The following is a 20,956-nucleotide window of genomic DNA, read 5'->3' as shown; positions in this document are numbered from 1 at the left end:
CAGACCGGTCGGGACGACGACTACCACGGCGGCATCCGACGCAGCGCCGCGCACGAGGAACAACTCGCCCGGGCGGGCCGCTGGTTCCGCCACGGCCCGCGCGACCGCCACGAGATCGCCCTGACCTTCGACGACGGCCCCGACCCGGTCTTCACCGGCCAGGTGCTCTCCATCCTGGCCCGCTACGGCGTGCACGCCACCTTCTTCTGCGTGGGCCTGCACGTGCACGCCCTCCCCGACGAGGTGCGCCGGATCGTGGACGCGGGACACGCCCTCGGCAACCACACCTGGTCACACCCGTTCCTGCCGGATCTGAGCCCCCGCCAGTTCCGACTCCAACTTGAGCGCACCGACGAGGCGTTCGACCGCGCGGTCGGCCGGGTCCCCACCGTCTTCCGCCCGCCGTACGGCGCACGCACCCCGGAAGCCCTGGCCGAACTCCACCCCGACGGCCCCGCCCTCGCCCTCTGGGACGTCGACTCCTGGGACTGGGCCCGCCCCGGCCCCGAGAAGATCGCCTGTACAGTACTGGACCACGCCGGCCCGGGCTCCCTGGTCCTGATGCACGACGGCGGCGGCGACCGCCGCCAGAGCGTGGCGGCCCTACCGACCGTGATCGAGGGCCTGCTGGAGCAGGGCCTGCACTTCGTATCGGCGGACGCGCTGTTGCACGGACCCGCCCCGGCCCCGGGCCCACGAAACGGACTTGGGTGCTGATGTTCACGATTCCGCCCCGGCGCGCTGCACGGCGGTGCCATGCTGAACGCGCTGATGCGGGCCTTGCGCCGGCTCGGCTGTTGGGCATGTTCAGACCGTTGCGGACCCGCCCCCCGGGGGGGCGCTGATCAGGTCGGGGCCGGACGGCCCGCGTCCTGGTCCTCAGCCCCTGCGGCCCGGTCCGCGGCTGTTGGCCGCCCCGCCGCGGTTTCCCGAGGGGCTGGCCGGTCCCCGCCGTCGCGGCGCGGACCAGGAAAGGGGAACACCATCATCATGTCTTCACGCTCCGCCTTACGCCCGGTGCCGCGCGTCGGGTCGCGTCGACGGTTGACCGCGTTGCTGGCCACGGGTGCGCTGTTCTGCTCCGGCCTCGTCGCGGTGGCCGTACCGGCAGCGACCGCCGCGCCGGCGCGCGCCGCCGGCGCGGTGGCGTACATAGCCAACAGCGCGTCGGACAACGTGTCGGTCGTGGACACCGCCACGGACACGGTGACCGCGACCGTACCCGTCGGCGACGGCCCGTCCGGAGTCGCGGTGACCCCGGACGGCGCCCGGGCCTACGTCACCAACCGCGGCTCCGGTTCGGTGTCGACCATCGACACCGCCACCCAGGCGGTGACGGCGACCGTACCCGTCGGGGACGGCCCGTTCGGAGTGGCCGTGGCCCCCGACGGCAGCCGGGCCTACGTCACCAACTTCCTGTCCGCCTCGGTGTCGGTGATCGACACGGCGACGAACGCCGTCGCCGCGACCGTCCCCGTCGGAGCAGCGCCGAACAGCGTCACCGTGGCCCCCGGCGGAGGCTCCGTCTACGTCAGCAGCGCCGCCGCGGTCGCGGTGATCGACCCCGCCACCGGTACCGTCACCGGAACCATCCCCGTCGCCAGACCCAACGGCCTCGCGGTGACCCCCGACGGCACCCGGCTCTACGTCAGCTCGCAACAAGCGGGCGCGGTCACCGTGATCGACACCGCCACCCGCACCGTCACCGGGACCGTCCCCGTCGGCAACTCCCCCTTCGGCGCCGCGGTGTCCCCGGACGGGTCCCGCGTCTACGTGACCAACATCGGCGGCAACAGCACGTCCGTGATCGACACCGCCACCGGTACGGTCGTCGCCACCGTCGGCGTCGGCTCCACCCCGATCGGCGTCGCGGTGACCCCCGACGGCGGCGAGGTGTACGTCGCCGACAGCAACAGCGGCACCGCGTCGGTGATCGACACGGCCACCAACACCGTCACCGCGTCCGTCCCCGTCGGCAGCGGACCGTACGCCGTGGCGTTCGCCCCGGCCGCCGCGTCCACCGCGGACGTCGACGTCGACGTCTCCGCCCGGCCGAGCCTGGGCATCCTGGTCCCCTACCTCACCTACACCCTGACGGCCCGTGGCCGGGGCCCGAACGCGGTCGCTTCGGCCACCGTCACCGCCACCCTGCCGCCCGGTACCACCGCCACCAACGTGTCGCCCGGCTGCACCGCCACGAGCGGGACCGTCACCTGCACCTACGGCACCATCACGAACGGAACCAGCGCGAGCAAGACGTTCCGCGTGCCCCTGCACCTCCTGTCCCTCGGCACCGTGAAGGTCACCGGCACCCGAACCGCCTCCGCACCCACCGACCCCAACCCGACCAACGACAGCGCAGCCACGACCTGCACCGTCCTCTCCATCCTCCTGGCCACCTGCGGCTAACACCCCCGCCCGACCCCCGGCGGGCACCCACCCGCCGGGGCACCACACCCGGGTGCGTTGCCGGTACGCCGCCAGCAACCTCGGCACGGCGGCGACAGCGCCCTGCCAGCGATTCAGTCGTGGAGTGTGACTCCAGGCAGCGGACGACCAGCGGCGTCGAACAGTCCGGCTCCACAGTCGCATCGCTCGTCGGCGAGCGTCTCGGCCGCCGGCAACTGCCAGACCAGCAACTGCGCGCAGTCCGGGCAGTCCAGGCTGACCAGGGTCTCCTCGGCCCCCGAGCCCCACGCACGCACCGGCGCGCCCTCGTACATCAACCCGGTGGGCTCGCGCTCACCGGTCAGCGCCACCAACAACTCGTAGGTGTCGGTGCCGGTGTCCCACACCATGAGCGTGCAGCCCAGACCCGCCAGCACACCGGACAGGTGATCGAGCTGGCGCACCGGGAAGTCGCCACGCCCCAGAGTCGGATCGCCCTCGGCCGCACGGTAGACGACGTCCGTGTCGACGCCCACCGGCTCCACCCCGAAGCCCCGCACCCGACCGGCCACGAACCCGGCCAGCTGGCCCGGGTGTTCCTCGCCGGTCCAGTCCATCCCGAACAACACGCTCTCGACCCGCACGCCCCGGGCCCGCTCACCGGGGGTCAGGACCAGTTCTTCCAGCTCTGTCACGACGATCACGTTATCAATTCGAAGGGTGAGCGGGCCGTTGACAGGAAGAGGGGCATCGGGAAGGGTCTGGAGGCATGCAGCCACTCGGTGACCTGCGGGTCCGTCTTGTGGAGCGCCGCCACGTCGACCTGGTCCGTGTCGCGAGCGCCATCTGTCGTTGCGTCTGACGCACCCCGCCGCGCCCTGAGGCTTCGTCAGCCTCGGGTTTGATCCGGCGCGTCCGACAGCGCCTCTTCCCGCACCTCGGCAACCCCTGTTCCGGTTCCCGAGTTCCCCTCGCCGCGCGGTGCCACGCATCTGCGCGAGCACGCACTCCTGCCCTGGAGCACCCTCGTGACCTCCTTCGACTCTTCCCTGTCCCGACGCGCCTTCGGCGGTACCGCCGCCGGGGCCGTGGCAGCCCTCGGGCTGCCGGCCGTCGACGCCGCGGCCGACAGCGCCGGAACCACTCCCGTCGAGCGTCCGTTCCGCGCCGCACGCACGCCCGGCCGGGGTGTCCGCCGGCCCAACGTGCTGTTCATCCTGGGCGACGACCTGGGCTGGGCCGACCTCTCCTCGTACGGCGCACCGGAGATCCGTACCCCGCATCTGGACCGGCTCGCCCGCCAGGGCGTGCGGTTCACCGATGCGTACAGCGGCTCCGCGACCTGCTCGCCCACCCGGTTCAGCCTCTACACCGGCCGCTACCCGGGCCGTACTGAGGGCGGGCTCGCCGAGCCGATCGCGGACCGGTCGGTGGGGCTCGATCCCACGCATCCCACCCTCGCCTCGCTACTTCGCGACGCCGGATACCGGACCTCGCTGATAGGCAAGTGGCACTGCGGCTACCTGCCCGACTACAGCCCCACCCGGTCCGGCTGGGGGGAGTTCTTCGGCAACTTCGGCGGGGCGCTGGAGTACTACTCCAAGCTGAGCTCCGGCGGTGAGTACGACCTCTACGAAGGCGACGCCGAGTACCGCGACCTGCGTTACTACACCCGCATCCTGACCGAACGGGCCGTCGAGTACGTCAGCCGCGACCACGGGCGCACCCCCTGGCTCCTGAACCTCAACTTCACCACCCCGCACTGGCCGTGGATCGCCGACGGCGACGAGGAGACCAGCGCCGAGATCGTCCGCCGGATCAGGGCGGGCGACCGACGGGCGCTCAGACACCAGGACGGGGGCTCGCTCACGAAGTACCGGCAGATGGTCGAGGACCTCGACCGCTCGGTCGGCACGGTACTCACGGCCCTGAAGCGGTCCGGGCAGGAGGACGACACCCTGGTCTTCTTCGCCAGCGACAACGGCGGCGAGCGCTTCTCGTACAACTGGCCGCTGAGCGGCAACAAGGGTTCGCTCCTGGACGGCGGCATCCGGGTGCCCACGATCCTGCGCTGGCCCGCGCGGATCGACGGCGGGCAGGTCAGCCGGGTTCCGGTGTACTCCCCCGACTGGACGGCGACCCTCCTGGAGGTGGGCGGGGCGCGACCCCACCCGGCGTACCCCCTCGACGGAGTCAGCCTCGCCGGCTATCTGCTGCACGGCGCTGACGTGCCCCCGCGTGACCTGTTCTGGCGGGTCCGGGGGGAGCGGGCGCTGCGGCGGGGCGAGTGGAAGTACTACCGGGGCAAGGACGGCAAGGACCGCCTCTACCGGCTGCCGGAGGACATCCGTGAGCAGGCCGACAAGGCTGCCGTACGCCCCGAACTGCTGACGGACCTGAGGACGGCGTGGGAGCGGATCGACCGGGGTCTGCTGCCGTACCCCTCGTGAGGACCGGACAGAGAGTCCGCCGCATGGTCCGGCGGTGCCGCAGGGACTGTCTACCTCGGTCGCGAGAAAGAAATGTTCCTTCTCGCGCCCGAGCAGCAGGGCCGGACATCACTCGCCCATTGGCCAGACGTGGTCGGTGCTGACTACACGATCCAGGGGCGTCGTACCGCTGACGCGTCCTACCGTGAACGCCGGGACGGTGCGGCGAGTGTGCGAGAGCCAGACAGCGGCCGGCGACGGGGAAGGGCGGCAGATGCGTGAAGGGCCGATGTCACGAGTGCTGGAGGGTGATCAGGATGCGTCCTCTGCCGCCCGTGTCGACCGCTTCGTGGGCACGGGCGATCCGCTCCAGCGGGAAGTGGTCGCGGACGGGGACGCGGAGGACTCCGGTGGCGGCGGCCGAGGTCAGATCGCGGGCCGCCAGGCGGACGGCGTCGGGCGGGAAGTCGTCGCTGCCAAGCAGTCGCAGGGTGACGTTGTTGAACAGCAACTCCCAGAACGGGAGAGCGGCAGGGTCGCTGCGGGTGGCGTACGCGGCGATCACCGTGCCGTTGTCCGCGACGGCCGCGTCCAGCGCGGCGTTGTCGGAGAGGGAGACCTCGACGATCCGGTGGATTCTTCCACCGGGTGCCCGTGCCCGCAGTGCCGCCGCGGCCTCCTTTGGGCCGGACGCGTCGAGCGCGACGGCGTGGTGGACGACGGCGGGGTCGACACCGGCCAGGTCGCCGGTGCGGACGACGGTGCCGAGGACGGTGGCACCGGCCCAGCGGGCGAGCTGCGCCGCCAGTGAACCGACGGAGCCCAGAACGCCGTGGACGAGGACGGTCGCCCCGTCGATCGGTCCGTCCGCGAAGACGGCACGGTGGGCGGTGATCCCGGGGATGCCGAGACATGCGCCGAGGTCGTCCCCGACGTGCGCGGGTAGCGGGACCGCCTGCCGCGCGGGAACGACGGTGTACTGCGCGGCGGTGCCGAAGGGACGGTACGACTGGGCTCCGTACACCCAGACCCGCTCTCCCGCCCGCGACGCGTCCACCCCCTCCCCGGTGGCGTCGACGACTCCAGCGGCGTCGCTCTGGGGGATCACCCTCGGGTACGGCATCGCCGAGCCCAGCCAGCCCCCGCGCTTCTTGGTGTCGCCCGGGTTGACACCGGACACCGTGACCCGGATCCGGACCTCTCCCGGGCCGGGGACCGGGTCGGGCAGCTCGCCGACCCGCAGCACCTCGGCGGCCGGGCCCTGCTCCTCGTACCAGGCGGCACGCATGGAATGACGCCTCCCCGCACTCGGGTGCGCGTGGTCGTTTCGAGCCTACGGGGCAGGGCGCCGTGTCGCGCGCCGGGAGCCGGGCGGCGCCCCGGGCGGCGGGACTGCCGTCGAGTCCGTCCGGGGTCCCAACGGGAGCCCGCGGCGGGCATCAGCCTCAACCGATCCGCTCGACACGCCCCCGAGGCACGCGAACCGAACGCGGAGGCGCCCCTCACCCCTGCTGGTCGGATGCCTGACCGCCGCCCGCGTCGGGACGGCCGGGTTCCCGCTTGAGCTGGAGGATGCTGAGGGAGTTCCCGGCCGGGTCGGTGATCCAGGCGGCCCAGGCGAATCCGGCGTCGGCGATGCCGTGGTCGGTGGAGAGGCCGGGCTGGTCGATGTTCTGGATCGTCACCCCGCGGGCGCGCAGCGCTTCGGTCTCGGCGTGGATGTCGGTGACGGTCCAGGAAGCCTGGGTCTGGGTGTCGGCCGTGCCGGTGCTGCTGAGGGAGACCAGCAGGAGGTTGGGCCCGGTGCGGAAGGTGATCATGTTGTCGTTCTCGGCCGCGATCGGCAGACCGAGGAGATCGTGGTAAAAGCGGCGGGCCTCGGCCAGGTCGGTGGCGAGGAGGACGGGGTTGACGGGGTGTTCGCCGAGCATCTGCGTGCTTCCTTCCACCCGGGGCGGGGTTCCGTGCCGGTGGTTCAGCTGGAGTCGCGGTCGAGGACGCCGGTCGCCTGACCGACCTCGATGAGGTGGCCGTCGGGGTCGCGCATGTAGCAGCGGATCTCCGCGCCCCGGTCGAGGGGCGGGGTGAGGAAGTGCGCGCCCCGGGAACTCCACTGCTCATAGCAGGCGTGCACGTCGGCGACCCGTAGGTTGAGGAAGGCGGTCACCGTGTGGGGGTCGGCGGGGGGACTCAGGTTCACATCGGGCTTGTCGGGGGTGGGGCCGCCGCCGGTGGCCATGGTGATCCACCCGTTGGCGACCTTGACGATGCACGGGTCGTCATCGAGGACGACCTCCCCGCCCAGGACCGTGGTGTACCAGTCACGGGCCCTGGCAACGTCCGCGACCGCGATGAAGTGCGTCAGGACGAACCCCTCGGCCGGAGCCGGGAACCTCATGCTCTCCATCTTCGCGCCTCTCCTGTTCAACGGTGTGCGGGGCGCCCGGCGGTGCTCCGGAACCGTGTGCGGCGTGTCCGGGCCGGAGCGAGCGCTAGGCCGCCCCCTCCCACCGTAGGGCGGCGCCGTCCGCAGGGCGACCGGGCCGGCCGACCATGGTCGCCCGGCCGTTCCCGGCCCCGGACCCGTCCGAGCGCGCTCGTCGAATCGAACCTGTCCCACCAACGCGCTCCGCTGCTGATCCTGCCGGTACGCCTCCAGCAACCGCCGTATAAGGACACACCGTATTGATGGAACGGCGTGCCGTCGCCCGGGTGGCGATGTGGCGAGCACGGCGGCAGGCCCACTTCTTCCGAGGAGAGCTTCTCCTGGCCGCGTTGACCGGACATGGCCCGACGAGGGCTCCCGGTTCGACGGCCGCCCCAGGGCGTAACCCGGAAGATCCCACCCGCCCCTCAGGAGGCGCAGACGGTGTTCCGCGCTGGCAGAGTGCCGTCCAGCAGGTAGTCGTTGACGGTCCGCTTGACGCAGTCGTTGGGGTAGTAGAGATAGACCGCGTGACTCCGGGCGGGAACCGTCACCAGCTTGGAGCCGCGCATCGCCCGGTGCATCCGGAGTCCCGACTCGTAGGTGGTGCGGGTGTCGCCCGTCGCCTGTATCTGGAGCGCGGGCACCTTGTTGTTGATCTTCGTCGGCTGCTCACGCGGCTTCTCCTTCCAGAAGGCGCAGGGCAGCGGCACATTCGTCACGGGACCGAAGACGGGCTGCGATGCCCTGACCCGCTCGACCGCCTTCCAGTAGTCCTCGGGGTCGCGCGGCATGACGGCGTCGGCGCAGAGGATCCCGAGCTGAGCGGCGTCATCGGCCGCCCGTCCCGATTCCCGGGGGTTCATCATCACCTCCAGGAACCCCTCCAGGGCCGGGGGCGGGGTGACCGGTTTCCCGTCGGCGGCGTCAACCAGGGCGCGCAGCACGAGCGCGAAGTCGGTGTTCCCGGTGTCGTCGGTGCCGAGAGTGAAGAAAACGAGGGTCAGGTCGTGCTGGGCCAGGCGGTGTCCGCCGATGCGGATCGGTTCGGCACCGGCGCGCCGGATCAGCCCCTCGACGGTGGCGCGCACGGCGGCGGCGGTGGTGCCGAGACCGTACTCCCGGTCACGCGGTGCGGCCCAGCGGGCGAAGTCATCGAGTGCCTTCTCGTTGGCGGGCCCCATCTTCCGTATCATCTCGAAGCTGTGGTAGTCGGCGGGTCCGGGGGCACTGTCGAGGACGAGCCGATCGATCCTGTGGGGGAACATCTGGGCGTACACCGCACCGAGGACCGTGCCGTAGGACTGGCCGAACCAGGAGGTCCTCCGTTCGCCGAGCGCGCTGCGGACGACATCCACGTCCCGGGCGATGTTGCGGGTCGAGAGGTGGGGCAGCACGTCGGGGTACTTGTCCCAGCACGTGCGGGCGTCTTCGCGGGAGAGCCGCACGGACTCGTCGAATCCGGCCCGGTCCGGGCCCGGCGCGTGCAGCCACATCCCGCGGGTCAGCCCGCAGTCGACGGGGGTGCTCTCGCCGAGTCCCCGGGTGTCCATCCCGATCACGTCGTACGCCGCGGCCACCTCGGGCGTCATCTTCGCCTTGATCTCGGCGGGCAGGGACAGCCCCCGCCCGCCGGGGCCACCGGGGTTGCTCTGGAGAATGCCGCGCCGCTTCTTCGGGTCCGTCGCCTTGATGCGCGATATCGCAACGGCGAGGGTGCGGCCCTCCGGCTTGCCGTAGTCGAGGGGAACCGTGATCCGTGCGCATTCGGTTCCGCTCGCGGCGAGCGCGGGATCGTCGCACTCTGCCCAGTTGACGGTCTGCTTCCGGAAGCGTTCGAGACCGTCCGCGGCAGTGGAGGGGGAGGCGACCGCGGTGTGGCCCGCGGTCGTCGTCACCGTGGCGAGCGTGAGCGCGAAGGCGGTGCTGACATGGTCTTCTTCACGACTCATACGCTAGAAGCGCAGTGATCCACTTTCCATGGCGCCAACACCACACTCGTTCCGGGGGCTGACTCCACCACAGCGGCCGGGAACCGCGCACTCAGGCCAGGTGAGCGGTGCGTAGCAGTCCGAGGCTCCTGGGAGTCGTGCTCCAGCAGCGGATCACTGAGCTGCTCACGCAGATAGTTCCAGGCCACCGCGAGCAGCGCGGTGAGGAGTACCGCGATCAGGCTGCCGACGATCCCGGCCAGACTGCCGCCCAAGGTCACCGCCGACAGGCCCCGGGCTGCTCCGACCGGCACCGCCTCCCGCAGCGACGGCGTCCGCTGATGACGATGTCCTGGTGGTGCAGGTGCCGGAGGAGTGACGCGGTGATCTCCCCCAGTACCTACTGGAGCGGGTCCCCGGCCCTCTGCGCATCCGCCGCCCCCGGACCGTCCTTCCCGGGCGCGGGGCAGTGCCTCGAAGCGGCTACTCGAACCGGGCGGTGTCACCCGCTCCCCTGCGCACGATCTCCGGCTCACCGCTGGAGAAGTCGATGACCGTGGTCGGCTCCGTGCCGCAGTCACCCGAATCGACCACGGCGTCGACGACATGGTCGAGCCGTTCCTTGATCTCCCAGCCCTGGGTCAGCGGCTCCTTCTCGTCGGGCAACAGGAGAGTGCTGGAGAGCAGGGGCTCACCGAGTTCGGCGAGGAGAGCCTGGGCGACAGTGTGATCAGGGATGCGGACGCCGACCGTCTTCTTCTTCGGGTGCAGCAGCTGTCGCGGCACCTCCTTCGTCGCGGGCAGGATGAAGGTGTAGCTGCCCGGCGTAGCCGCCTTGATCGCGCGGAACACGTCGTTGTCGATGTGCACGAGCTGGCCCAGCTGGGCGAAGTCCCCGCACACAAGAGTGAAGTGGTGTCGCTCATCGAGATCCCGGATCGCTCGAATGCGCCCGATTCCGTCGCGACTGCCCAGCTGGCAGCCCAGCGCGTAGCAGGAGTCCGTCGGGTACGCGATGAGCGCGCCGGAACGGATACTGTCGGCCACGCCCGCGATGGTGCGTCGCTGGGGGTTCTGGGGGTGCACGTCGAAGTACTTTGCCATCCGGGGAGTTTAGTGGTGCTGGGTCAGCCGGTCCTGACACGCCGAGTGCCCGGTGGTTCCCGGGCCTTCGCGAGGGCGGGGCGTGCCGTGGTACGAGGCGGTTGAGGTGATCGCGGGGGTTCAGCGTCCACGTCAACGGCATCCGGCAGGCGACCGTGGCCGGCTCCCCCTCCTCCCGCCTGACGGGACTTGTGCCCCCGGCCCGCACCGACGATGCTCCTGGCTCCCTGTGCCGACATGAGTGTCCGGCCCACCCTGAATCTGAGCACCCCGACCGCGATCACCTCACCGACCTGCAAGGAGATGGTGTTCAACCACGACGATCCGCACTCGGGGCGGGCCAAGAGGTCATTCTCATGCCGTTCAGGAACAGTACGGACCACGGTTGTCCTGCGCTGCTGGGCCCTGGTGCGCGGGGTGGTGACCGGGCAGGTAGTTTGCTCGAATGAGTCTTCTCGATGATGTGGCCGAGCGCGACGGCTGGCGATGCTGGGTGTGCGACGAACCAGTCGACCCCGACAAGTCGGTGAACGACCCGCTGGGGCCCAGCGTTGACAGCCGGACCGCCGACCGGAAGGCCAAGGTCACCGAGCGGCTCGCGCACCGCGGGTGCAACTCCCGCAAGGGCGCGGTCAAGGTGGTCATCGACTGGCCGGACCGCCTGTACGTGGTCGAACCCGCGCCGCTGATCGCCGTTGCCGCGAGGCTGGAGCGCAAGGGGGGCCGCGAGACGGTGGGCCGTTGTCCGACCAGGCAGGACGCCCAGGAAGCAGCGGATTGGTTGGTGGACCGCTTCGCCCGACTGGTACCGGGGCTGCCCGTGACCGCCGGCGTCGAGGCGGGCGGCGGCCAGTTCCTCGTCGTCCTGGCCACCGGCCGCCGCTGACCGAGGATCGCCGGCACACACCCACGCCGAGCTGAACCGCCGGCCAAACCGGGCTGTCCTGGCTTGAGCGGACCCGCCGGGTACGGTTCCATTCTTGCCGACGCCAGTCAGTGGTGCTGTCGGTCAGCACCAGTTCTGACGTGGCCGCTTCAGAGTACTGCTGGGCGGATCCGGGAGCAGCTCTGGCGCTACCCCTGCCGGTACGCCTCCAGGAACCGCCGCAAAGGACACACCATAGCCGTCCTTCCGGCGCCCCTCACGTCTGACAACGGGCGCCCGCGTACCTAGGATCTGCCAGCACATCGGAACGTTCCACGGACACCCCGCTGCTGTGGGATGCGGCGGAATGGCCGGGCGCGTGGATGGCCGTCGTGACGTCGGCGGTGCTCATCGCACGAGTCCGTTCCAGCACCTCCGGCACGCTGAAGCGCCCGGGCAGAACCGCGTCCTCGGTTTCACACCGTCTGCACGCAGGTGCACTGGCAGACGGCGAGTGTGCCCGCCGCCGCCTCGGTCTCCTCCCGGACGGTGGCGTCGCTGATGGTTCGGGGAGCCTCGACCTTCTCCTCGCGCGGCCACAGGGCCCGTGCGGCGACGGCGCCCAGCGCGGCGAGGACGGCGAGGATCGTCCAGGTGAGGGTGAAACCTGATTCCGTGGCGATCCAGCCGGCCACGGGATAGGTGACCAGCCACGCCAGATGGGACAGCGAGAACTGGGCGGCGAAGACCCCGGGCAGCCGGTTCGGTTCGGCCGAACGGCGCAGCACCCGCCCCGTCGGTGTGACGATCAGCGCCATCCCGCCCCCGATGACGGCCCAGACGGCCGCGGTGCCCGCCCAGGTGGTGAGACCGGCCGCGCTCATCGCGACGGCGGCGGCGACGCCCGTCACCAGGACCGCGGCGCCGGTCGACATCACCGTGCGTTCGGCGATCCGGTCGAGTACGCGGGGCAGCAGGAGCGCGACCAGCAGGGTGCCGCCGCCGGAGGCGGCGAGCATCCAGGCGACGTCGGTCTGGGTGCCGCCGAGTACGTCGCGGACATAGTTCACGGTGTTGACCACGACGATCGAACCCGCGGCGGCGACCACCAGGTTCAGCGCCATGATGCCGCGCAGCCTCGGCGTGGTGGCGAAGGTGCGGATCCCCGAGGCGACGCGGTCCCACGCCCGGGTGTGTTCGCTGGGCCGGGCCTCGGGGATACGCGTCGACAGCACGAACAGGGCGGAGACGGCGAACCCGACGGCCGTGCCGACGAAGAGCCAGTTGAAGGACATGAAGGACAGCGCCACACCCGCGAGGACGGGGCTCAGCAGGCTCTCCATGGTGTAGGCGACCTGGGAGGCCGAGAGCGCCCGGGTGAAGTCGGCCTCGTCGGTGACGATGTCGGGGATCACCGCCTGGAAGGTGGGCGTGAACGCGGCGGACGCGGCCTGGAGAAGGCCGATCAGCACATAGATCTGCCAGATCTCCGTGACGAACGGCAGCGCGATCACGACCAGGGCCCGGACCACGTCGAGGGCGGTGAGCAGCTTCCGCCTCGGCAGCCGGTCGACGTAGGCCGCGGCCAACGGCGCGATGACGACGTACATGACCATCTTGATCGTCAGAGCGGTGGCGAGGACCGCACCGGCGCTCGGACCCGCGAGGTCGTAGGCGAGCAGCCCCAGCGCGACGGTCGCCAGCCCGGTACCGAAAAGGGCGATGATCTGCGCACTGAACAGACGGCGGAAATCACGCAGCGCGAACAGTCCCACGACTACCTTCCTCCAAGGGGGAGCATACCCCTGAGGGGTATTTCAGGGGCCCATGTATATCGCATCCGCCGGGGATCGTCACGGCCGGTCTCCATGGCGGTGCCTCGGGTCGACCGTGCGCCGCTCAGGATTCCCCGACCGGCTGCGTGCGTCGACCGGCCCGTGGAGGGTCGTCGCGTTGACTCACCGCGGCGGCCGTGACGGCGGTGAGGACCTTGCCGGCGTCCGGGCCGGCGAGGTCGTAGGCGAGCAGTCCGAGGGCGACGGTGGCCAGTCCGGCGCCGAACAGGGCGATGACCTAGGCACTGAACAGGTGGCGGTAGTCGCGGATGGCGAACAGCCGCACGGCGGGGCCCTTTCCGTGTCCATGCGGTGGGGCACGGCCCCAAGGCGGCGACCGCGCCCCGCGGGTACGGGCGGGTGTCTCCCTACGCATCGCGGTCGCCCCCCGGGGTGAGGCCGGCGAGCAGGTTGAAGGAGCCGGTGAGGATGTTGAGCGCGACGACGCCGGCGACGTCGGCTATCGCTCGGTCGCCGAAGCCGTGCTCGCGCAGTGCGTCGATCTGTTCGTCGGTGATCGACGTCGGCTCGCGGTAGACCTGGAGGGCGAGGGCGACGATCGCCGCGATGGCGGGGTCGGCCGAGGTGCCCTCGCGGGCGCGGTCGATCTCGTCCTCGTCCACGCCCAGGGCGCGGGCGGCGCTGATGTGGGCGTCGAGGCAGAGCCCGCAGCCCTGTTGGGTCTGGACGGCGATCGAGATCCGTTCGCTGACCTTGCGGTCGAGCTTGGCGCGGCCCATGGCGCGACTGAGCTGGAGGTAGCCGCCCAGGACGGCGGGTGAGTGGGCCATCGTGGAGACCATGTCGCCGAGCCGGCCGTGGCGGGAGGCGAGTTCGGCGAGGAGGTCGCGCGAGGCGCCGACCGCCGTGTCGGGGGTGAGTCGGGTCAGGCGGGGCATGACGGCCCTTCCGGTACGGGTATGTGCGGGGGTGGGCGGTGGGGCACGACGGGTCGGGGGTTTCCCGGCCGTGCCCCGTATCGCGGCAGCAGGTCGGTGGTGTTCACGCCGGTCAGTGGTGACCGTGGTGGTGGCTCGGGTGCGCGGGGGCGGCGGACGTGGTGGCCCGTAGCGTGAACTCGGCGGTCCGGACGGCGTCGTCGTGCTGGAAGTCGAGGTAGAGGCGGTAGGTGCCGGCCGTCGGCGCGGCGGCCATGAAGATGATCTCCGGCCCCGGCTCGGTGGCGCCGTCACCGGGCTCGCCCTCCGGGTGGACGTGGAGGTAGCCGAGGTCGCCGGCGCGCAGTGCCACCAGGTGCCCGTAGGCGCCGAGATAGGGCTGGAGGTCGGTGACGGGCCGCCCGTCGCGGGTGACGGTGAGGGTCAGGTCGCTCGCCGCGCCGGGCACGAGGCCTCCGTCGAGGGTGACGGCGTACTCACCGAGATGCGCGGTGCGGGTGTCCCCGGGGAGCGGCTGGGGGTCGTACGGGCCGGCGACGGCGGCGTCGACGCCCAGGGTCAGGGTCCCGTCGTGTCCGGCCGGGTGGATGTCGGCGAAGATCCGCCAGTCCCCTGGCGTCAGGGTCAGCCCCACGCTCCACACGCCGTTCCCGTCCCGTACGGGGTGGACGTGCTGGAAGCCGGTGGTGTCGCGGCGGACGGCGATGAGGTGCAGTTCCTTCTCGTGCTCGGGCTCGTACTCGGTGACCGACAGGCCGTCGGGGCCGGTGATCCGGAAGGTGACCGTCTGCGTCCCGGCGGGAAGGACCGTCGCGTCGAGTTCGAGGGTGTACCCGCTCTCGGAGACGGACAACCCGCCGGGACGGGCTCCACCGTGTCCGGTGTGGCCGTCATGGCCGGTCATGTCGTGGCCGGAGGTGCTGTTCATCGTGTCTCCATCTGCGTGATGCCTCGTGCGACGTGGTCCGTGTTCCCGGACCACCCACGGGAACCATATACCCCTAGGGGGTATTCCGCCAGGGACGTCACCCCACCCGGCGCGCCGCCACAGGAGGCCCACGCCGGACGTGAAACCCCGCCCCGAGAAGACCGGAGGGCCGGACCGGGACGGCCGCGCGCAACGAGGTCCACGACCCCCGGGAGTGCCGGGCGAAGGCGCCATGACGTTGATCACATACCCCCTGGGGGAATCAATCGAAGGGGTGGGCGGTTGCCGAGACCAGAAAAAGCAACGCTCGTACACTTTTCTGGATGGTAGTCATGTCATCACCCACCGCGGCACCCCCAGGAGCCGGCCGGCACCTGGGGCTGGCCCTCACCGTCATCGCCTCGGCCCAGCTGATGGTCGTGCTCGACGGCACGATCACCAACATCGCGCTGCCGAGCCTCAAAGAGGACCTCGACATCTCGGCCTCCGGGCTCGCCTGGGTCGTCAACTCCTACGTCCTGGCATTCGGCGGCCTCCTGCTGCTCGGTGGCCGCATCGGCGACCTGTTCGGGCGGCGCCGGATATTCCGGATCGGCATCGCGCTGTTCACCCTCGCGTCACTCCTCGGCGGCTTCGCGACCAGCCAGGAGCTGCTGATCGCGGCACGTGTGCTCCAGGGTGTGGGCGCGGCCGTGGCGGCCCCGACCGCGCTGTCACTGATCGCCACGACCTTCCCCGAGGGCGCGCCACGGAACAAGGCGATGGGGGTGTACGCCGGGATGTCCGGCATCGGAGCGACTGTCGGCCTGCTGCTCGGCGGCGTGCTCACCGAATACCTCGACTGGCGCTGGGTGTTCTTCGTGAACGTCCCGATCGGCCTGGCGGTCCTGCTCGGCACCAAGGTCCTCGCCGAGGGCGAGCGGGTACGCGGGCGCCTCGACGTGCCCGGTGCTGTGACCGGGACCGCCGGTCTCGTCTCCCTCGTCTACGCGATCACCCGGGGCGGCGAGCACGGCTGGACGAACAGCAGCACGCTCGCGCTCTTCGGCGTGGCCGCCGTCCTCCTGGCCACCTTCGTGTTGCTCCAGTCCAAGGTCGCGGCACCCATGATGCCGCTGCGCCTGCTGGCCGAACGGAACCGGGCCGGCTCGTACGTGACGATGCTGTTCATCGGCGCCGGCATGTTCGCGATGTTCTACTTCCTCTCCCTCTACATGCAGCAGGTCCTCGGCTTCAACGCGCTGGAGACCGGTCTCGCCTACATTCCGTTCAGTCTCGGCATGGGCATGGCCACGAGCGCCGGTGCGAAGCTGGTGGCGAGGTTCGCGCCGCGCACCCTGACCATCCCGGGCCTGGCCCTGGCCGCCGGTGGCATGCTCTGGTTCGGCACGATGACCCCGGACTCCTCCTACTGGGCACACCTGATGCCCGCCATGGTCATCACCTCCATCGGCCTGGGAACCGCCTTCCTCCCGATGACCCTCGGCGCGGTCTCCGGCGTCGGCCACCAGGACGCCGGCATCGCGTCGGCGCTGCTCAACACCGCCCAGCAGGTCGGCGGAGCGATCGGCCTGGCCGTCCTGGCGACGGTCTCCACGACCATGGCCGACGACAAGCTGCCCAACGCGGACGGCGCCTACTACCAGGCACTGGCCACCAAGGACAGCAGCCTGCTCGAACGCGCCGCTGGCGCGCTGACCGACGGCTACACCGCGGCGCTGGTGGGCTCGGCGGCCCTGATGATCGCGGGCATCGCCGTGGTCGGGCTCGCCGTCAACGCCAAGCGCCCCGAGCCCGCTGCGGACGGCCAGCCGGCCCCCGTACACATGGGCTGACCCACGAAGAGGGCCGGGCCCGAGAGAACCCCGGGCCCGGCCGTCCACGTACGATCACCACCCCGGTCACCCGAGGAATGAGGAACACCGCATGCCGGAGAAGACGCGCAAGGGCGAGCGCACCCGCCTGCGCATCCTGGAAGCGGCCCGCCAGGAATTCGCCCGACACGGCTACGAACGCGCCACCATCCGCGGCATCGCGGCAACCGCGGAGTGCGACAAGTCCTCAGTCATCAAATACTTCGGCACCAAACAGCACCTCTTCCGCGAAGCCGTGGACTGGCAGGCGTCCTTCGACCCGTCCGCACTGGAAGTCTCCGACCAGCAGGGCGCGGAGTACCTCCGCACCATGCTCGCGGACTTCGCCGGCCCACAACACGACCCGATGCTCGCCCTGCTGCGCGCAGCGATGACTAACGAGGAAGCCGCGCAGCTCCTCCGCGAGAAGGCGACCACGGGCGCCGTGGACCCGCTGGCCGAGGCCATGGACGGCCCGGACACCCAGCTGCGGGCCGCCCTCCTGTCCGCGACCCTGTTCGGCATCGCGGTCCAGCGGGAAATGCTCAGGATGCCCTACCTCGCCGAAGCCGACCTGGACGACGTACTGCGGCTCTCCGGCCCGATGCTGCGCCACTTGCTGGAGCCGCCGACAGACCGGGACCACCCGCCCGCTCACTGAGAGCCGGTGCCTTCACCACACCACTCGACCGGCCCGGCACGGCTTTGACGGCGGTTCCTACCCTCGAAACTCCTCCAGCAGCCTCAGCCAGATCTCGCTGATCGTCGGATACGACGGGACCGCGTGCCACAACCGGTCGATCGGGACCTCTCCGACGACCGCGATCGTCGCCGAGTGGAGGAGTTCGCCGACTCCCGGGCCGACGAAGGTGACGCCGAGGAGGACCTCGCGGTCGAGGTCGACGACCATCCGGGCGCGTCCCCGGTAGCCGTCGCCGTAGAGGCCGGCGCCGGCGACGGAGGTGAGGTCCTGGTCGACGGCGCGGACGCGGTGGCCGGCCGCCTCCGCTTCGGCGAGGGAGAGACCGACGGCGCCGACCTCCGGGTCGGTGAAGACGACCTGGGGGGCACCCGCGGTGTCCGCCGTCGCCGAGTGGGCGCCCCAGCGGTCGGTCTCCAGGAGGGGGACGCCCTGGGAGCGGGCGACGATCGCGGCGCCGGCGATGCGGGCCTGGTACTTGCCCTGGTGGGTGAGGAGCGCGCGGTGGTTGACGTCGCCGACGGCGTACAGCCACTCGCTGCCCTCGACGCGGCAGCTGTCGTCGACGGGGAGCCAGCCGCCCGGCTGCAGACCGACGGTGTCCAGTCCGATGTCGTCCGTCCGCGGCGCCCGGCCGGTGGCGAAGAGGACCTCGTCGGCCTCCACGCGGTCGCCGTCGCCGAGGACCAGGGTGACGGGGCCGGTGCCGCCGTCCCGCACCACCGCGGAGACGTCGGTGTTCAGCCGGACGTCGACGCCGGCTTCGACGAGGGAGTCCGCGACGTGTTCGCCGACGAAGGGCTCCATCCGCGGCAGCAGTCCGCCGCCGCGTACGAGCAGGGTGACGCGGGAGCCGAGGGCCTGCCACGCGGTGGCCATCTCCACGCCGACGACTCCGCCGCCGACGACGGCGAGGCGGCCCGGCACCGCGTGCGCGCTGGTGGCTTCGCGGCTGGTCCACGCCTTCGCTCCGGCGACGCCCGGCAGGTCGGGCAGGAGGGCGCGGCTGCCCGTGCAGACCGCGACGGCGTGCCGGGCCGTCAGGACGTGCTGTTCGCCCTCGGGGCCCTCGACGACGACCGTGCGGGGGCCGCGCAGCTTGCCCCGCCCTCGGTAGAAGCGCGCGCCGGTGGAGTCGAGCCAGGCCACCTGGCCGTCGTCCTTCCAGTGGGAGGCGTACGCGTCGCGGTGGGCCAGCACGGCGTCCGCGTCCAACGGCCCCTGGACGGCCTGGCGCACTCCCGGCACGCGGCGGGCGTCCGCGCGGGTGATCGCGGGGCGCAGCAGCGCCTTGCTCGGCATGCAGGCCCAGTACGAGCACTCGCCTCCGACGAGTTCGCTCTCCACCACGGCGGCGCTCAGGCCGCCCGCCCGCACCCGGTCCGCCACGTTCTCGCCGGTGGGACCGGCACCCAGCACCACGACGTCGTACTCCGCTGCTTCCGTCATAGGGCCAGTTTGGTCCCCGGGGTGCGCCTTGGCCACATGGCGGGCCGACCCTCACATGTCGCGGCGATCCTTGGGCAGGGGCAGGAATAGCCAGGCCCGGCGGGTCGTTGTCGCGGGTCGGGGCACCGGGTCGATCCGACGGCCCGGACCGGGGTACGCACCGGGCAGCCACCGAGGAGAGGAAGCAGTCCATGAGCACCGTCGAGCTCACCAAGGAGAACTTCGACCAGGTCATGTCGGAGAACGACTTCGTCCTGATCGACTTCTGGGCTTCCTGGTGCGGCCCGTGCCGTCAGTTCGCCCCCGTGTACGAGGGCGCCGCCGAGCGCCATCCCGACCTCGTCTTCGGCAAGGTCGACACGGAGGCCCAGCAGGAGCTCGCGGCGACGTTCGAGATCCGGTCCATCCCGACGTTGATGATCGTCCGTGACCGGATCGCCGTGTTCGCCCAGCCGGGGGCGCTCCCAGAAGCCGCCCTGGAGGACGTCATCGGCCAGGCGCGGGCGCTGGACATGGACCAGGTCCGCCAGTCCGTCAAGGAGGCCGAGGCGACGCGGGGGAACGGGCAGGAGCCGTCGCAGGGCTGAGGCCCGGGGCACCTGCGCCGAAGCGCCGGGGGTCCGTGGCCGGCCGCCACGGACCCGGCGCCCGGCCGCCGCGTTCGGGACGTCGCGCCCGGGCGTCGGCTAGCGGTCGGCCGCCTCCGCCACCCGCGCGGTGAGCCCGTAGTCCAGCTCGAAGCCGTCGACGAGGAGCGCTTCGACGGTACGGGTCTCGGGGTCGATGTCGGCGACCATCCCCTGGCCCTCGTAGCGGGGGTAGCCCGAGGCGCCCCACTCCCCCGTCGCCTCGACGACCGCGGTACGGATCGCGTCCTGCGGCCTCGGCGCGTCCTCGTGGCCCACGACGTGCTCGGGCAGGACCAGGATCTCAAAGCGCTGCGGATGTGTGCTCATATGAGCGACGCTAGAGGTGGTCGGGGCCGGCCGCACGCCCAGACGCTCCCCCGTCGCGCCGGCGCCGGTGCGTCAGCTCGACTCCCGGTGCACGGCCCGCACCCCCATCAGGTCGTACGTCTCCGTCACGTCCGCCACCTCTGCCAGGTCGGCCACGTCGTGGGGCGCGCGCACCACGCGGTCGACGAGTTCCGCCAGCCGCCGCCCGGTCACCAGGTCGATGTGGACGGTGCTGAGCCGGGGCCGTTGGAGCCGTCCGAGCAGCAGGTCGTCGGCGCCGATGACCGCCGTTTCGGTGGGGATCGCTATCCCTTCGTCCTGCAGGGCCCGCATCAGCAGCACCGCGTAGTCGTCGTTGTAGGTGAAGACGGCGTCGAGGCCGAGCCCGCGCCAGCGCGCGGCGAGTTCGGCCGCGGGCTCCTCCGCGTACGACAGCGGCAGCGGTTCGATGCGTGCGCCGGCCGCCGCGGCTGCCCTGCGCGCGCCTTCCATCCGCAGTTCGGCGCTGGGCCCCAGGCCGGGCTCCTGCGGCAGGACGACGCCTATGGCCCGTCGGCCCCGCTCCACCAGGTGCGCGACGGCACGGACGCCCACCTCGGTCTGGTCCATGACGAGGCAGTGCGCGCCCGCCACGGGGCGCGATCCCAACGTGATCACGGCCTTGGCGCCGGAGCGCTTGAGCACGTCGACGCCGTGCGGGGTCAGGCCCGCCTCGCCGAGCGAGACGACGGCGACGGGCCGCAGCTCGGCCCAGGCGCGCGCGGCCTCGTCGCCGTCGAGTCCGAGGCTGCCGTACTGAACCACGGTGTAGTCGAGTCGGCGCAGCGCCCACTGGAGTTCGGCGAGGAACTGCTCGTAGAGGGGGCCGGCCGGGAAGGACGCCGTGGGCAGCAGCACCATGCGGGTGTGGCCGGCCCGCAGGCTGCGGGCCGCCGCATGGGGGACGTACCCCAACTCCTCAGCGGCCTCGCGCACGCGTCGGCGGGTGGGTTCGCTGATGCGGACCGAGGCCGTGTTGTTGAGGACGTACGAGACGGTGGCCCGGGAAACCCCGGCTAACCGGGCGACGTCGGCACTGGTGGGAACGGAACGCTCCGCGGACTGTTTGGGTGTCTGGCTCATCGCCCCAGGCATCTTTCCAGACCGGGCCCGGGCACCGGCGGCCGGATGGCCAGATTCGACGCTCCGCCAACT

General features: G+C 71.5%; 20 protein-coding genes and 1 pseudogene. 8 read left to right on the top strand and 13 right to left on the bottom strand.

From position 1 onward, the window contains the following. Positions 1-717, top strand: a 717-nt coding sequence (locus tag ABZ842_RS17145; protein ID WP_361537497.1) for a polysaccharide deacetylase family protein, incomplete at its 5' end; no start/stop codon positions are given. A gap of 327 nt (positions 718-1,044) precedes the next feature. Then, positions 1,045-2,409, top strand: coding sequence for a beta-propeller fold lactonase family protein (locus ABZ842_RS17140; protein ID WP_361537496.1), 1,365 nt, complete (start codon positions 1,045-1,047; stop codon positions 2,407-2,409). 113 nt (positions 2,410-2,522) lie between these two features. On the opposite strand, the gene ABZ842_RS17135 is transcribed toward ABZ842_RS17140, so the two are convergent. Beyond that, a complete protein-coding gene (locus ABZ842_RS17135; RefSeq protein ID WP_361537495.1) occupies positions 2,523-3,083 on the bottom strand; it encodes a hypothetical protein in 561 nt (186 codons plus the stop codon). A gap of 74 nt (positions 3,084-3,157) precedes the next feature. Between ABZ842_RS17135 and ABZ842_RS17130 the strand changes: the two genes are divergently transcribed. Further along, positions 3,158-3,250, top strand: a complete 93-nt coding sequence (locus tag ABZ842_RS17130; RefSeq protein ID WP_361537494.1) for a putative leader peptide — start codon at positions 3,158-3,160, stop codon at positions 3,248-3,250. A 166-nt stretch (positions 3,251-3,416) separates the two neighbouring features. Beyond that, positions 3,417-4,838 carry a sulfatase-like hydrolase/transferase gene (locus ABZ842_RS17125; protein ID WP_361537493.1) on the top strand — a complete coding sequence of 474 codons (1,422 nt, stop codon included), beginning with the start codon at positions 3,417-3,419 and terminating at the stop codon, positions 4,836-4,838. Between the two features lie 271 nt (positions 4,839-5,109). Here ABZ842_RS17125 and ABZ842_RS17120 read toward each other — a convergent pair whose 3' ends face one another. The 5 genes from ABZ842_RS17120 to ABZ842_RS17100 form a co-directional block, all read right to left on the bottom strand. Further along, complete coding sequence (locus ABZ842_RS17120; RefSeq protein WP_361537492.1) at positions 5,110-6,105, bottom strand: NADPH:quinone reductase; 996 nt, start codon at positions 6,103-6,105, stop codon at positions 5,110-5,112. A 214-nt stretch (positions 6,106-6,319) separates the two neighbouring features. Continuing rightward, a complete protein-coding gene (locus ABZ842_RS17115; protein ID WP_361537491.1) occupies positions 6,320-6,766 on the bottom strand; it encodes a VOC family protein in 447 nt (148 codons plus the stop codon). Positions 6,767-6,792: 26 nt separating this feature from the next. Continuing rightward, on the bottom strand, positions 6,793-7,224 hold the full coding sequence (locus tag ABZ842_RS17110) for a VOC family protein (protein WP_361537490.1): 432 nt from the start codon (positions 7,222-7,224) through the stop codon (positions 6,793-6,795). 446 nt (positions 7,225-7,670) lie between these two features. Next, positions 7,671-9,194: an alpha/beta hydrolase gene (locus ABZ842_RS17105; RefSeq protein WP_361537489.1), complete on the bottom strand. Its 1,524-nt coding sequence runs from the start codon at positions 9,192-9,194 to the stop codon at positions 7,671-7,673. Between the two features lie 462 nt (positions 9,195-9,656). Further along, on the bottom strand, positions 9,657-10,277 hold the full coding sequence (locus ABZ842_RS17100) for an L-threonylcarbamoyladenylate synthase (RefSeq protein WP_361537488.1): 621 nt from the start codon (positions 10,275-10,277) through the stop codon (positions 9,657-9,659). Positions 10,278-10,722: 445 nt separating this feature from the next. Here ABZ842_RS17100 and ABZ842_RS17095 point away from each other — a divergent pair, with 445 nt between their 5' ends. Continuing rightward, on the top strand, positions 10,723-11,163 hold the full coding sequence (locus tag ABZ842_RS17095; protein WP_361537487.1) for a hypothetical protein: 441 nt from the start codon (positions 10,723-10,725) through the stop codon (positions 11,161-11,163). Between the two features lie 455 nt (positions 11,164-11,618). On the opposite strand, the gene ABZ842_RS17090 is transcribed toward ABZ842_RS17095, so the two are convergent. The 4 genes and pseudogenes from ABZ842_RS17090 to ABZ842_RS17075 all read right to left on the bottom strand — a co-directional run bounded on the left by ABZ842_RS17090 (position 11,619) and on the right by ABZ842_RS17075 (position 14,804). Beyond that, positions 11,619-12,917 (bottom strand): MFS transporter, encoded by a 1,299-nt coding sequence (locus ABZ842_RS17090; RefSeq protein ID WP_361537486.1) that lies wholly within the window; start codon positions 12,915-12,917, stop codon positions 11,619-11,621. Between the two features lie 196 nt (positions 12,918-13,113). After that, a pseudogene (locus tag ABZ842_RS17085) lies at positions 13,114-13,263 on the bottom strand (MFS transporter); the annotation flags it as partial. 82 nt (positions 13,264-13,345) lie between these two features. Further along, entirely contained in the window at positions 13,346-13,876 is a 531-nt protein-coding gene (locus tag ABZ842_RS17080; RefSeq protein ID WP_361537485.1) for a carboxymuconolactone decarboxylase family protein, read from the bottom strand. A gap of 112 nt (positions 13,877-13,988) precedes the next feature. Further along, positions 13,989-14,804 carry a hypothetical protein gene (locus ABZ842_RS17075; protein ID WP_361537484.1) on the bottom strand — a complete coding sequence of 272 codons (816 nt, stop codon included), beginning with the start codon at positions 14,802-14,804 and terminating at the stop codon, positions 13,989-13,991. A gap of 332 nt (positions 14,805-15,136) precedes the next feature. Here ABZ842_RS17075 and ABZ842_RS17070 point away from each other — a divergent pair, with 332 nt between their 5' ends. Continuing rightward, a complete protein-coding gene (locus ABZ842_RS17070; RefSeq protein ID WP_361537483.1) occupies positions 15,137-16,639 on the top strand; it encodes an MFS transporter in 1,503 nt (500 codons plus the stop codon). 91 nt (positions 16,640-16,730) lie between these two features. Then, on the top strand, positions 16,731-17,318 hold the full coding sequence (locus ABZ842_RS17065; protein ID WP_361537482.1) for a TetR family transcriptional regulator: 588 nt from the start codon (positions 16,731-16,733) through the stop codon (positions 17,316-17,318). Between the two features lie 57 nt (positions 17,319-17,375). On the opposite strand, the gene ABZ842_RS17060 is transcribed toward ABZ842_RS17065, so the two are convergent. Next, positions 17,376-18,806, bottom strand: coding sequence for an NAD(P)/FAD-dependent oxidoreductase (locus ABZ842_RS17060; protein ID WP_361537481.1), 1,431 nt, complete (start codon positions 18,804-18,806; stop codon positions 17,376-17,378). Positions 18,807-18,913: 107 nt separating this feature from the next. On the opposite strand from ABZ842_RS17060, the gene trxA reads away from it, so the two are divergent. Beyond that, the gene (gene trxA / locus ABZ842_RS17055) at positions 18,914-19,393 is read left to right on the top strand and encodes a thioredoxin (protein WP_361537480.1); all 480 of its coding nucleotides are present in this window, start codon (positions 18,914-18,916) and stop codon (positions 19,391-19,393) included. A gap of 99 nt (positions 19,394-19,492) precedes the next feature. Here trxA and ABZ842_RS17050 read toward each other — a convergent pair whose 3' ends face one another. Then, complete coding sequence (locus ABZ842_RS17050; protein ID WP_361537479.1) at positions 19,493-19,762, bottom strand: hypothetical protein; 270 nt, start codon at positions 19,760-19,762, stop codon at positions 19,493-19,495. 72 nt (positions 19,763-19,834) lie between these two features. Then, entirely contained in the window at positions 19,835-20,884 is a 1,050-nt protein-coding gene (locus tag ABZ842_RS17045; protein WP_361537478.1) for a LacI family DNA-binding transcriptional regulator, read from the bottom strand. Positions 20,885-20,956 lie beyond the last annotated feature (72 nt).

Origin of the sequence: Streptomyces sp. NPDC047315 (assembly GCF_040643215.1) — a bacterium.
Taxonomy (GTDB): domain Bacteria; phylum Actinomycetota; class Actinomycetes; order Streptomycetales; family Streptomycetaceae; genus Streptomyces.
This window is presented reverse-complemented; position numbering and strand designations above follow the sequence as displayed.